At 63.2% G+C, this 12,397-nt stretch carries 12 protein-coding genes; 9 read left to right on the top strand and 3 right to left on the bottom strand.

Going from position 1 to position 12,397, the window contains the following annotated elements:
* Positions 1–243: 243 nt before the first annotated feature.
* From HB778_RS34695 to HB778_RS34670, 7 genes are all read left to right on the top strand, one after another.
* Positions 244–1,818: a trimethylamine methyltransferase family protein gene (locus HB778_RS34695; RefSeq protein ID WP_183460424.1), complete on the top strand. Its 1,575-nt coding sequence runs from the start codon at positions 244–246 to the stop codon at positions 1,816–1,818.
* Between the two features lie 89 nt (positions 1,819–1,907).
* Positions 1,908–2,603 (top strand): 4Fe-4S dicluster domain-containing protein, encoded by a 696-nt coding sequence (locus tag HB778_RS34690; RefSeq protein ID WP_183460422.1) that lies wholly within the window; start codon positions 1,908–1,910, stop codon positions 2,601–2,603.
* 142 nt (positions 2,604–2,745) lie between these two features.
* Positions 2,746–3,483, top strand: a complete 738-nt coding sequence (locus tag HB778_RS34685; RefSeq protein ID WP_183460420.1) for a dienelactone hydrolase family protein — start codon at positions 2,746–2,748, stop codon at positions 3,481–3,483.
* A 169-nt stretch (positions 3,484–3,652) separates the two neighbouring features.
* A complete protein-coding gene (locus HB778_RS34680; RefSeq protein ID WP_183460418.1) occupies positions 3,653–4,213 on the top strand; it encodes an RNA polymerase sigma factor in 561 nt (186 codons plus the stop codon).
* Between the two features lie 2 nt (positions 4,214–4,215).
* A complete protein-coding gene (locus HB778_RS43590) occupies positions 4,216–4,743 on the top strand; it encodes a hypothetical protein (protein WP_432421227.1) in 528 nt (175 codons plus the stop codon).
* A complete protein-coding gene (locus HB778_RS34675) occupies positions 4,643–6,382 on the top strand; it encodes a vWA domain-containing protein (RefSeq protein ID WP_432421226.1) in 1,740 nt (579 codons plus the stop codon). The genes HB778_RS43590 and HB778_RS34675 overlap by 101 nt, the downstream gene beginning before the upstream one ends.
* A gap of 209 nt (positions 6,383–6,591) precedes the next feature.
* Positions 6,592–6,861 carry a hypothetical protein gene (locus HB778_RS34670; RefSeq protein ID WP_183460416.1) on the top strand — a complete coding sequence of 90 codons (270 nt, stop codon included), beginning with the start codon at positions 6,592–6,594 and terminating at the stop codon, positions 6,859–6,861.
* A gap of 15 nt (positions 6,862–6,876) precedes the next feature.
* On the opposite strand, the gene bmt is transcribed toward HB778_RS34670, so the two are convergent.
* Both bmt and HB778_RS34660 read right to left on the bottom strand, forming a co-directional pair.
* Complete coding sequence (gene bmt / locus HB778_RS34665) at positions 6,877–7,899, bottom strand: betaine--homocysteine S-methyltransferase (RefSeq protein ID WP_183460414.1); 1,023 nt, start codon at positions 7,897–7,899, stop codon at positions 6,877–6,879.
* A 153-nt stretch (positions 7,900–8,052) separates the two neighbouring features.
* Entirely contained in the window at positions 8,053–8,910 is an 858-nt protein-coding gene (locus HB778_RS34660; protein WP_095199809.1) for a helix-turn-helix domain-containing protein, read from the bottom strand.
* A gap of 230 nt (positions 8,911–9,140) precedes the next feature.
* Here HB778_RS34660 and HB778_RS34655 point away from each other — a divergent pair, with 230 nt between their 5' ends.
* Together HB778_RS34655 and HB778_RS34650 are read left to right on the top strand one after the other, a co-directional pair.
* Complete coding sequence (locus HB778_RS34655; RefSeq protein ID WP_183460412.1) at positions 9,141–10,151, top strand: fatty acid desaturase; 1,011 nt, start codon at positions 9,141–9,143, stop codon at positions 10,149–10,151.
* Between the two features lie 92 nt (positions 10,152–10,243).
* A complete protein-coding gene (locus tag HB778_RS34650; protein WP_183460410.1) occupies positions 10,244–11,071 on the top strand; it encodes a phosphate/phosphite/phosphonate ABC transporter substrate-binding protein in 828 nt (275 codons plus the stop codon).
* Here the strand turns inward: HB778_RS34650 and HB778_RS34645 are convergent.
* Complete coding sequence (locus tag HB778_RS34645) at positions 11,036–12,391, bottom strand: M24 family metallopeptidase (protein WP_183460408.1); 1,356 nt, start codon at positions 12,389–12,391, stop codon at positions 11,036–11,038. The genes HB778_RS34650 and HB778_RS34645 overlap by 36 nt on opposite strands.
* Between the last annotated feature and the right edge of the window lie 6 nt (positions 12,392–12,397).

Here is a 12,397-nt window from a genome sequence, read left to right as displayed (position 1 = left end):
AATTTTAGCGCTCATACCTAACCCGCAACGGGCGGCTATCCATAGCTGATTTGCGACTTCCCGCAAAAGGAAAGCGACTGGAAAATCTATTGGTTTTCTTGTCGATTTTGCGACAGGCGTTGGCGCGGACGGGCCGTTTCGAATAGGGTGCATGGGTACGATCCGGCGAAAGCCGCGCCATGCGGCCGCAACGGTTACGGACCAGCCATCGTCAGGCCAGGCCATATTCAGGGAAGAGCGATCATGAGCGAACACGCGGCAGTCGACCAGGAAGCGTCAAACGCGCGGCGTGGGCGCGGTGCGAGCGGCGGAGCAGCGGCCAGGCGCGCGGCGCGCTCCGGCGGCGGACCCGGCACCCAGCTCACCTACATCAAGCGCAAGATCAACGTCTATGAGGTGCTCGACGAGGAGGGCCTCGCACTGATCGAGAAGAACACCGATACGGTGCTCGAGGAGATCGGCATCATTTTTCGCGATGACGCCGAAGCGTTGCAGCTGTGGAAAGAGGCCGGCGCAGACGTCAAGGGCGAGCGCGTGCACTTCCCGAAGGGGCTTTCCCGTTCGCTGCTGAAGACCGCACCGTCCGTCTATACCCAGCACGCCCGCAATTCCGAACGCTCGGTGCAGATTGGCGGCAACGCCACTGTTTTCGCGCCGGTCTATGGCCCGCCCTTCGTACGCGACCTCGACGGCGTCCGCCGCTACGCGACGATCGAGGATTTCCGGAATTTCGTGAAACTCGCCTATATGGCGCCGTCGATCCACCATTCGGGCGGCACGGTGTGCGAGCCGGTCGACGTGCCGGTCAACAAGCGCCACCTCGACATGGTCTACAGCCACATCAAATATTCCGACAAGCCGTTCATGGGCTCGGTGACGGCGCCGGAACGCGCCGAAGACACCGTCGCCATGGCCAAGCTCGTCTTCGGCGACGATTTCGTCGAAAACAACACCGTGCTGACCAGCCTGATCAACGCCAACTCGCCGATGGTGTTCGACGAGACCATGCTGGGCGCGCTGAAGGTTTATTCGCGCCACAACCAGGCCTGCATCGTCACCCCGTTCATCCTGGCCGGCGCGATGAGCCCGGTGACGGTGGCTGGCACGCTGACGCAGGTTCTGGCCGAAGTGCTGGCTGGCGCATCGTTCACGCAGCTGATCCGGCCGGGCGCGCCGGTGCTGTTCGGCACCTTCGCCTCGTCGATCTCGATGCAGTCCGGCGCGCCGACCTTCGGCACGCCGGAGCCGTCGCTGGTGTCCTATGGCGCCGCACAGCTCGCACGCCGGCTCGGCCTGCCGTTCCGCACCGGTGGTTCGCTCTGCGCGTCCAAGGTTCCAGATGCGCAGGCGGCCTATGAAAGCGCCAACACGCTGAACTCGACGATCCTTGCCGGCACCAACTTTGTCCTTCACTCGGCCGGCTGGCTCGAAGGCGGGCTGGCGTCCTGCTACGAAAAATTCATGATGGACATCGACCAGCTCGGCATGACCCAAAAATTCTCCGAGGGCGTCGACCTGTCGGAAAACGGCCAGGCGATGGACGCCATCCGCCAGGTCGGCCCGGGCAGCCACTATCTTGGCTGCGACCACACCCAGGCCAATTTCCAGACGGCGTTCTACCGCTCCAACATTGCCGACAACAATTCCTACGAGCAGTGGCTGGCCGAGGGCGAGAAGACCGCGCCGCAGCGCGCCAACGAACTCGCCCGCCGCTGGCTGGAAAGCTATGAGGCGCCGCATCTCGACCCGAGCATCGACGAAGCGCTGAAGGAGTTCATCGCCAAGAAGAAGGGGTCGATGCCCGACGCCTTCACTTGAAAGGAGCCCGAGTCAGGCGGGGCTAAAGTCGCCAACATCATCCACAAGGAAGTCTGGCGGAGCGCCTTCTCCGATCCGGACAAGAAGGGATGATTCTTGCGCGCGGCATGATCGAAGGGATCACGGCCGCGCTTGGCGCCAACGGCCTCATCCTGCGCGGCGGTTTTGTTTTTTCCGATAACGACGACGCCGCGCATGGCGCCTCGGGCGTACCGGCAAAATCCGTGCTGCTGGTCGGGCAAGCGGGTGCGGCGCCCTGGCCGCATTTCCTGCGCTGGCGCGAAAGGCAGCCACAGCAAATCGCCAATCCGCTCGACAGCTGGTCACGGCAGGTCATCGGCGATGTGGCGGCGGCATTCGGGGCACGCGCCGTTTCACCGTCCGACAAACCCTATCTGCCGTTCCAGCAATGGGCGATGCGGGCCGAGGGACTGAAACCGTCGCCGCTTGGTATTCTCATGCACCCGCAATACGGGCTTTGGCATGCCTATCGCGGCGCGCTGCTGTTCGAGGACGAGATCGCGCTTCCGCAGCAGGGCGAGATGATCCATCTCTGCGACGCCTGTGTCGCAAAACCCTGCCTGAAATCCTGCCCGGTCGATGCATACTCCAGGGAAGGGTTCGCCTATCAGGCCTGCCTTGCGCATGTTCGGGGAGCGAATGGCGGACCATGCCGGAGCGGCGGTTGCCTCGACCGCAATGCCTGTCCCTATGGCACGGAATATCGCTATCCGCCTGATGTCCAGGCCTTCCATATGGCGAGCTTCGCATTGGCCGCCGGTTGATCCAGCCTTCCACGTCGAGCCTCGGGAGCCTGCGAGCGCGTCACGCCATCCTGCACGAAATGTTGACGGGTACTTTCAAGGAATGCCTTGCCGTGGCAGCTCGCGCGGATATGTATCGCGCATCTGAAAAACGGAGCAGGCAATGACCAAGCAGGACCTTCGGATCAAGACCCATCACGGCGTGGCGAAGGCGGGCCTGTTCGGCTCGGCCAAGGCGTCCCCGGCCAAGGCCGGTGTCATTCTCTACCAGGATGCTTTCGGTCCGCGCCCGGCGCTTGACGGCATGGCCGAGCGGCTGGCGGGCGAAGGTTATGCGGTGCTGGTGCCGGACCTGTTCTACCGCAACGTGCCCTATGGTCCGTTCGATGCCAAGACCGCCTTCACCGAGGAAAAGACCAAGGCGGCGCTGATGGCGCTGGTGACCGGGACGACGCAGGAGATGACCATCGGCGACAGCGCGGCCTTTCTCGATGCGCTCTCCGTCGAGGGCGTCACCGGGCCGATCGGCACCGTCGGTTATTGCATGGGCGGCGCGCGGGCGCTGAACGTCGCCGCGGCCTATCCAGACCGGATCAAGGCCGCCGCCAGTTTCCATGGCGGCAATCTCGCCAGCGATGCCGCGGACAGCCCGCATCGCAAGGCGGCGTCCATCAAGGCGCGCGTCTATGTCGGGATGGCCGGCGTCGACAGGAGTTTCCCGCCGGAACAGTCGACAAGGCTGGCGGACGCGCTGCGCAATGCCGAAGTCGACCACGCGATCGAGAACTATGTCGGCATGGCGCATGGCTGGTGCGTGCCGGACCACAGCGTCTACAACGAAGCCGGCGCCGAGCGGCACTGGCAAAGGCTGATCACGCTGTTTGCCGAAACGTTGCTGTAGGGTTTTTGCGTACCTGTTGGCACCAACTTTCGAGAGTTGGCGCCGTCCCTCATCCGCCCTTCGGGCACCTTCTCCCCCGTAGAATGGGGAGAAGGAAGAGGGCACCTGCCAAAAAAATCTTTCCATCACCCCAAGGTTTAGCCATTAGCCTTCGTCCAACAGGCAAATGATGGCGATGATGCTGGATGAGAGCGAAGCCTCCGACGCCGAACTGATCGGGCGGGCGAAGGGCGGAGACAGGGGGGCCTTCGGCAAGTTGCTGGAGCGTCACTACGACTTCGTCTATCGCGCCGCCTATCGCTGGTGCGGGAAGAAGGCCGATGCCGAAGACATCGCCCAGGAAGTCTGTGTCCGGCTCGGCAAGGCGATCCGCGACTATCGCGGCGGCGGCGCCTTCACGACATGGCTCTATTCCGTGACGATGAATGCGGCGCGCGATATGATGCGCAAGACCGCGCGCGAGACGGTGAAGACCGAGGCCTATGGCGTCCATGCGCTGATTTCGGGCGAGGCTCCGGCCGAGAGCGAGGATCCGGCCGAGGCGCTGTGGGCCGCCGTGCGGCAGCTTCCGGACAAGCAACGCGACGCCGTGCTGCTGGTCTATGGCGAGGGCTTGAGCCACGCGGCCGCCGCCGAGGCGATGGCGATCTCGGAGACGACTGTTTCCTGGCACATCCATGAAGCGAAGAAACGGCTGAAGACGCTGATGCGTTCAGCCGGGGAAGTGTGACCATGGTCGACGACAACGAACTCAACAGGCTGCGCGACGCAGCAGTACCGGCGCCCGGCGAGAGCGCGAAGGCGCGCGCCTTCGAAGCCGCCCTGCGCGCCTATGATCAGGAAAATATTTCCGCCGTCACCCAAGGATCGGCCGGCGGTCTTCGTCTCACAGAGCGAGCACAAAAGCTCTGGAGCGAGATCATGCAAAAGAAACTCATTGCCACGCCGGCCATTGCCGGGCTCGTCGCCCTGCCGATCGCCGGATACGCCACCTTCCATATGCTGAGGGAACAGCCGTCCAAATTCGGCGGCGACGAAAAGATCACCGAGACGCTGGCCGACAAGCCGGCGACGTTGAAGCCGGCCGAGCCGAAGCAGGCTCCGACGGAACTGGCGAAGGACAAGAAGGCCGACGCGGATGTGGAAAGCCGCGACGCCAATGACGTGCTGGCTACGCCGGTCGCACCGCCGAAACCCGAGATCGACTGCCGTTGGCGGCGTGGCGCAGCAGAATGCGCAAGGACGTGGTGTGCCGGCTGATGCCCCGGCAACAATCAACCAGCCGGAGTCGGACACTTTGCAAGCTTACAAGCCGGCGCCGGCGCCGGCCCCGACAGGCGAGTTCGCGTTGGATGGCACCACGACCGCGCCCTACGCATCGCGGGTTGCCCGCGTGCCGGCTGCCGAGTCCAAGCTGATGGCGCCACAGCCGACCATGGCGCCGGCGGATCAGGTCGCACCGCAGGAGGAGAACCGCAACCGCGTCCAGGATTTCAAGACCAATCCGGTGCATGCCGCACTCGAGGATCCGGTCTCGACCTTCTCGATCGACGTCGACACCGCCTCCTATTCCTTCGTGCGCCGTTCGCTGAAGGAAGGCTCCGTGCCGCAGGCCGACACGGTGCGTGTCGAGGAGATGATCAACTACTTCCCTTATGACTGGAAGGGGCCGGACTCGGCGTCGACGCCGTTCAACTCGACCGTCAGCGTCATGCCGACGCCGTGGAACGAGCACACCAAGCTGATGCATGTCGCCATCAAGGGCTTCGACATCAAGCCGACCGAGCAGCCGAAGGCCAATCTTGTCTTCCTGATCGATGTCTCGGGCTCCATGGATGAACCGGACAAGCTACCGTTGCTCAAGTCGGCATTCCGGCTGCTGGTCAGCAAGCTCAGGGCCGACGACACCATCTCCATCGTCACCTATGCCGGCGAGGCCGGCACCGTGCTGATGCCGACCAGGGCTGCCGAGAAGGACAAGATCCTCAATGCCATCGACAATCTGACGCCCGGCGGTTCGACCGCCGGCGAGGCCGGCATCAGGGAAGCCTACAAGCTTGCCCAGCAATCCTTCGTCAAGGACGGCGTCAACCGGGTGATGCTGGCCACCGATGGCGACTTCAATGTCGGCCAGAGCGACGACGATGATCTGAAACGTTTGATCGAACAGGAGCGCAAGAGCGGTGTCTTCCTGTCGGTTTTCGGCTTCGGCCACGACAATCTGAACGACCAGATGATGCAGACCATCGCCCAGAACGGAAACGGCACGGCAGCCTATATCGACACGCTGGCCGAGGCGGAAAAGGTGCTGGTCGAGGATGCCTCCTCGACGCTGTTCCCGATCGCCAAGGACGTGAAGATCCAGGTCGAGTTCAACCCGAACAAGGTCTCGGAATACCGGCTGATCGGCTACGAGACCCGGGCGCTCAATCGCGAGGACTTCAACAATGACCGCGTCGATGCCGGCGATATCGGCTCTGGCCATTCGGTCACCGCGATCTACGAGATCACGCCGAAAGGCAGCGGCGGCGAGCAGATCGACCCGCTGCGCTATGGCCAGGCCACGGTCAACAATGGCGGCGTCGCCAATGCGGACGAATATGCCTTCGTCAAGATCCGCTACAAGCTGCCCACCGAGGACGTTTCGAAGCTGATCACCACGCCGGTGACCTCGGCCAACGAGGTGGCGTCGTTCGACCAGGCCAGCACCGACCAGCGCTTCTCCGTCGCGGTTGCCGCCTTCGGCCAGAAGTTGCGCGACGAGGATGCGACCGCGAAGTTCGGTTACGACAGGATCATGGAGATTGCCACTGCCGCCCGAGGAGCCGACCCGTTTGGGTACAGGTCCGAGTTCCTCTCGCTTGTGCGCCTTGCCTCGGCGCTGGGCGGTAACCGGTAGTGGCGATGACGGCCGGTTTCTTTCAGATGGGATCGTTCTGACAGGGGAAACCGGCCTACGGGCGGGTGAGGCAGGCCGGCGAGGGGTCATTCCCTTGCCGGCCTTTTTTCCGAATTTTCAGATCGTTAAATTGCGCGGTATTTCCGGTACCGGATCGCAATTTCCTCTCGTTACACCAGCCATGTTTACAGGGCTTGAGGGAGCCGGAATTGCAGATCAGGACTATCGTCAACTTGCCGCCGCCGGTGCGAGACGCTTCGACGGTTTCATCAGCCCCATCGGCCGAATCCAGGCGCATCAGCGACGATGTCGCACAGGCGCGTCACACCGCCCTGTCGGCGCTGACCAACGACCGCTTCCGCGCCATGCTGGAACAGATCAGTGATCCGGCCGCATCCGGCGCGCTGATGACGATGCGTGGCGACAACGTCGTCGATTTCAAGTCGGCGCAATCGAGCTACGCCGACAACAGCGAATAATCGAAATCTATCGCTTCAGGCCCGGCTGCGGCGACGCTCGCGGCGGGCTTCGCTGGTCTCGGCGGTGTTTTCCGTCGCCACCTTGTTGCGCATCGGACCGATGCGCTCGACGATCGTCTCTACAGTCGGACGATCCGCCCTAGTGTGGGCGTCGAGCGCCTTGCGCATGGCGGCAAGATGCTGGAACGAGGTGCCGCAGCAGCCGCCGACGATTTTCGCACCGGCATCGACGGCGAGGCGGACATAGTCGGCCATCAGTTCCGGCGTGCCGGAATAATGGATCTCGGTGCCGCGGAATTCGGGAATGCCGCAATTGCCCTTGACGATCACGGTCGCCAGCGGCTTCGCCTCAGTCATGTCGAGCAGCGAGGCCAGGATATCGGAGGCACCGACGCCGCAATTGGCGCCAACGCCGAGCGGTGCCTCGGACAGCCCGTCAACGACGCCATGGATATCCTTCGGCAGCAGGCCCATCATGGTGCGGCCGGCGGTGTCGAAGGAGCCGGTATAGGTGTAGGGCAGGCCGACGCGGATCGCCGCTTCGGCGGCCGCGCGGATTTCGTCGGGCGCCGACATGGTTTCGATCCAGGCGACTTCCGCGCCGCCTTCCTTGAGACCCTCGATCTGCTCGGCGAAAGCGTCGACCGCCTCGTCATAGGTCATGGCGCCAAGCGGCACCAGCAATTCGCCGGTCGGGCCGACAGAGCCGGCAACGATCACCTTGCGGCCGGCCTTGTCGGCAACGGCCCGGGCAATCTCGGCGGCGCGCTTGTTGAGCGCATGCACGCGGTCCTGCGCATGGTGGAGTTTCAGCCGGTGGCGGGTGCCGCCGAAGGAGTTGGTCAGGATGATGTCGGCGCCGGCATCGACGAAATTCTGGTGCAGGCTGGTGATGGTGCCGGGCGCCGTCTCGTTCAGCAGTTCCGGTGCCTCGCCGGCCTCCAGGCCCATCGCGAACAGGTTGGTGCCCGTGGCGCCATCGGCCAGCAGCACACCCTTTTCAGCCAGCAAGGCATCGATCGGATTGGTAGTCGTCATCGGATTGGCTTTCGTGTTTCGAATTCGAATAAGGATATAAAGAAGTCTTTATGTCCAGTCAATGATTTGCCGCGACCTTTCGGCAATGTGATTGACCTGGTCCTTGGCCATATCGACGGCCAAGGCCGGTCGACTGGCCGCGATTGCTATCGATCAGGCAGAGCCTGATGGAAACGACATCCCGGCCAGATTGCGCGCGTAGGCGGCGGCCTCGTGTGGGTTGATGTCGGCGGCGCGGATCAGATTGTCGAAATGCTGGGTCAGCGCCTGGATCGGCTGGGTGGCGTTCAGCACGACATACATGTCGCCGACATAGATGGCGGCGCGGTAGGGGCCGAAGATGGTAAGCGGGATCGAATAGCGCATGCGGCCGTCGTAGAGAAACAGCCGGAAGGTCGGATAGAGATCGTCGAGCAGCGTCGCCATATGGGCGAGCTGCTGCCGGCGGTCGGCCTCGGGAAAACGGTCCCAGACGCCGAGGCCGCGCGCAAAAATCTCCAGCGTGTGGCGCGGCATGCAGACTTCCATGTCGGTTTCCGGGCGCCGGTTGTATTCGATGCGGTATTGCGTCTCGCTGGCCTGCGCCAGGCGGCTCCTGTTGGTGATGTTGGCCTCGTAGTCGACCAGCGCGCGGGTTCGCAGCAGGTCGGGGATGCCGGCCGGCACGTAACGGATCTTGGTACCCGCGGCCTCGGCGAACCATTTGGCGAGCAGCGTGCGGTCGAAACCGTCAGGCGCTTCCTCGATCTCCAGGCTTTCGCGGATTTCGCCGGTGACGCCTTCGTCCTGGCTGAGGCCGAGCAGCCAGTCCAGCGACACCTTGAATTCGGCGGCGATGTTGAGCAACGTTTCGGCGCGCGGCAGGCGCGTCGACGCGCCTGACATCAGCTGTGACAGCGCCGACCGATCGATGCCGACCGCTGACGCGAATGCCGACTGGTTGAGGTCGGACCGTGTCAGGAGCAGCTTCAGACGCTCCCGAAAGATTGCTGACAGGTCGCGTTTGTCCATCGTCCGGTCCTCCGAATCTTGAGGAAAAATTTGCGTCGGAGCGGCCCAGCGGGGCGTCTCAGGCGTAAATGAATCCCTAAGCTTGTTTACAATGTGTAACATGTGCGGTCAAATATGCGCAATCGCAACATTTTGTATACTTTGTCGCGTTGAGTGGAATCACTTCTCCTGACACTATGCTGTCAGGAACCATCGGGGGTTCCGGCGACTGAAGGACAGTGGTCGATAGCATGACAGGCAAGAGCATCAAGCGACGCAACGCACCGGCCATCGAGTGGCCGACCGTGGTTCTCGCTTTCTTCTGTTACGGAACATGGCTCGCCACCGGTTTCCTGCTCTGGCCGTCCTATCCCATCGTGGCTCTCGCTCTCCTCGGCTTTATCCTGGCACTGCAGTCGTCGATCATGCACGAAGTGCTGCATGGCCATCCGACGCGCAGCGCGTTGATCAACGAAGCCTTCGTCTTCCTGCCGATCGGCCTGGTCTGGCCGTTCCGCCGCTTCAAGACGCTGCATTTGCGTCACCATGCCGACGACCGGCTGACCGATCCGCTCGACGATCCGGAGAGCTATTACCAGGCGCTGTGGCAGCACGACGATTTGCCGCCGACGATGAAGTTCCTGCTCAAGATCAACAACACCATGGCCGGCCGGTTCTTCCTCGGCCCCTGGCTGTCCTGCATCGGCTTCTTTATCGACGATTTCAAGCAGATGATGGCTGGCGACAAGGCGATCCGCAAAGCCTGGCTGCTGCATGCGATCGGCCTCGCCATCGTGGCGCCGATCGTGCAGTTCGGCTTCGGCATTCCGCTGTGGCTCTACATTCTGGCGCCGGTGTGGCTCGGCCAGTCGCTGATTGCGATCCGCACTTTTGCCGAGCATCAGTGGTCCGAGCACCCGGAAGGCCGCACGGTGATCATCGAGCGCTCGCCGCTGTCATATCTGTTCCTCAACAACAATCTGCACTTCGTCCACCACAAGACCCCGACGGTCGCCTGGTACAAGCTGCCGAAACTGTTTCGCGACCGCCGTGACGAATGGCTGCGGATGAACAATGGCTATGCCTATCCGAACTATTTCGCGCTGATCAAAGCTTATGCCTTCAAAGCGAAGGAGCCGATCGTGCATCCGGTGCTGCGGCGCGCGCCTGAGCACGGCCGGGCGTTCAAGCCACGCATCCGGGCCCGCAACATCAATGGGCTCGGCACCGCGCCGGTGCCCGCCGAGCCGCCCAAGGAATAATTCTGGGCATTCCCGGGTTCCGTGTCGGCCAATTCTGATTGGACGCCGCGTTTTTGCGATCCTTTCTCCAGATGTGATGATTTGATATCGGCATGAGTGAATCGATTGCGGCTCTGCCGATGTATGACTGGCCTGAGGCGCGCGACGAGGTCGACGCGCAATGGCTGCTGCTGCGCGACGCCTTCCGGCAGAAGGGCATCGATGCGCCGCAAACCATCGTGCGCCGCAATGGCGATCTGCCGCCGGTGCCGGGCGGGATACGCGATATCAACGGAGCCTTGATCGCGCCTGATCCGGCGACATTGCCGCCGGATGAACTCGACTATCACCAGCTCTGGCTGCACCCGGCTCTGCTGTTCGCGCAGACCTGCTGGGGGCCGATGGAACTCGGCCTGTCCAGCCATGTGCAAGTGGTCGGCCAGCCGAGCTACGACGCCTATGAAGGCGGGCAAAGCGAGCTCTATTCCAGCGCGCTGGTGATGCGGACAGGCGAGGGGCCTGAGGCCCGATCGCCCGCGGACGGCAAGGCCTTGCTGCCGCTAGACCTGATGCGCGGCAAGCGCTTCACCTTCAACAGCCTCGATTCGATGTCGGGCATTATCGGGCTGACGCGCGACCTGCAGGCGGCCGGCGAAAGCCTCGATATCTTTTCCTCGCGCAGTGCAAGCGGCGGTCATCGCGCCTCGATCGTTGCTGTCGCCGAGGGCAGGGCTGACATAGCCGCGATCGACTGCGAGAGTTGGGCGCTGGCGCAGCGTTTCGAACCGGCGGCTCACAAGGTCGCGATCGTCGGTTGGACGGCGCGCCGCAAGGGCCTGCCCTTCATCACCGCCAGGACGACGCCGGAAAAGACAGTGCGGGCAATGCGCGAAGCGCTTGCTGGATTAGCCGAGCAGCCGCGTATCCAACGGGTAGGTTGAAAGCTGCTCGTTGCCGGTCTCGGTGATCAGGATCTGCTCTTCGATCTTGACGCCCTCTCTGCCGCCCAGCCGGCCGATATAGCTTTCCACGCACAGGACCATGCCGGGTTCGAGCACGCCGTCCGGCGTGTCTGGCGTCCAGTCGCCGGCATGCGGCAGCGTCGGGTATTCGTCAGCCAGGCCGACGCCGTGATAGAGCACGCCGTAGCGGGTCGGAAAGCAATCTCCCGGCGGTACGGCCGAGCGTTCGACAAGGTCGCGGAACGAGATGCCGGGTCGCATCAATTCAGTGTTGTGTTCGATCTGGTCGGCGGCAATGCGAAACAGGTCGCGCTGTTCGTTGGTCGGCTTGTTATCGCCGCACAGCCAGGTGCGCGACAGGTCGGCGCAGAAGCCGTAAGGGCCGATCAGGTCGGTGTCGAAGGCGACGAGGTCGCCGGCTTCGATCACGCGCGACGAGCATTCCTGGAACCACGGATTGGTGCGCGGGCCTGACGCCAGCAGGCGCGTTTCGATCCATTCGCCGCCGCGCGCAATGTTGCCGCGATGCAGTTCCGCCCACAATTCGTTCTCGGAGATGCCGGGTTTTAGCGCCTGCTCCATCTCGCCCATCGCCGCCTCGCAAGCGACGATGGCGCGGCGCATGGCGAGGATTTCGTCCGGCGATTTGATCAGCCGCGCATTCTCCATCACCGCTTCGCCATTGCCGATGGAGATACCAAGTCGAGCCAGTTCCTCGACCCCTTCGGGATTGAGGTGGTCGACGGCGATGCGGCTGTTGCCGCCGCCATGTTCCCTCACAAGATCGGCAATGCCGGCGGCCCAGCGGCGGACCTTTTGGTCCGTGAGTTCGCCGCCGTAGAGATACATCCACGAGACGGCCGGTCGCACCTCGTCGACGACGCCGGAATGGTCTGACAGATGCTCGCAGGAGAAATAGTCGAACAGCACCACCGGTCCCTCGGTGGCGACGAAGCAATGCCGTGTCGGATTGTGCGCCACCCACAGCTGCATGTTGGTGCTATCGGTGGCGTAGCGGATGTTGACGGGATCGTAGAGCAGGGCGCCGGCATAGCCGCGGCGCTTCAGTTCGGCGCGGATGCGCTCCAGCCGGTATTTCCGCATCGCCGGAAGGTCGGAGGCGGCAATGCCCGCCGCCGCCCATTCCGCTTCTGCCTGCACGCCATAGCCCAGCACATGCTGGTTGAGTGACGCCGCTTTCTGGCGGGAGCCTTCACGCAATTCCTCGATCGAGCCGGGCTCGAACGGCATGATCTTGCGATGGCGGCCGAAATTGCCTTTTGGCGCCGCGCTGTCCATGGCCGA

It is taken from the genome of Mesorhizobium huakuii (genome assembly GCF_014189455.1).
Classification (GTDB): Bacteria; Pseudomonadota; Alphaproteobacteria; order Rhizobiales; family Rhizobiaceae; genus Mesorhizobium; species Mesorhizobium huakuii_A.
This window is presented reverse-complemented; position numbering and strand designations above follow the sequence as displayed.

Excerpts from the sequence above, each read along its gene's own strand:
- HB778_RS34645 (WP_183460408.1), bottom strand. The coding sequence starts at position 12,391 with ATGGACAGCGCGGCGCCAAAAGGCAATTTCGGCCGCCATCGCAAGATC.
- HB778_RS34695 (WP_183460424.1), top strand. The coding sequence starts at position 244 with ATGAGCGAACACGCGGCAGTCGACCAGGAAGCGTCAAACGCGCGGCGT.
- HB778_RS34650 (WP_183460410.1), top strand. The coding sequence starts at position 10,244 with ATGAGTGAATCGATTGCGGCTCTGCCGATGTATGACTGGCCTGAGGCG.
- HB778_RS34660 (WP_095199809.1), bottom strand. The coding sequence starts at position 8,910 with ATGGACAAACGCGACCTGTCAGCAATCTTTCGGGAGCGTCTGAAGCTG.
- HB778_RS43590 (WP_432421227.1), top strand. The coding sequence starts at position 4,216 with ATGGTCGACGACAACGAACTCAACAGGCTGCGCGACGCAGCAGTACCG.
- HB778_RS34655 (WP_183460412.1), top strand. The coding sequence starts at position 9,141 with ATGACAGGCAAGAGCATCAAGCGACGCAACGCACCGGCCATCGAGTGG.
- HB778_RS34680 (WP_183460418.1), top strand. The coding sequence starts at position 3,653 with ATGGCGATGATGCTGGATGAGAGCGAAGCCTCCGACGCCGAACTGATC.
- bmt (WP_183460414.1), bottom strand. The coding sequence starts at position 7,899 with ATGACGACTACCAATCCGATCGATGCCTTGCTGGCTGAAAAGGGTGTG.
- HB778_RS34690 (WP_183460422.1), top strand. The coding sequence starts at position 1,908 with ATGATTCTTGCGCGCGGCATGATCGAAGGGATCACGGCCGCGCTTGGC.
- HB778_RS34685 (WP_183460420.1), top strand. The coding sequence starts at position 2,746 with ATGACCAAGCAGGACCTTCGGATCAAGACCCATCACGGCGTGGCGAAG.
- HB778_RS34675 (WP_432421226.1), top strand. The coding sequence starts at position 4,643 with ATGACGTGCTGGCTACGCCGGTCGCACCGCCGAAACCCGAGATCGACT.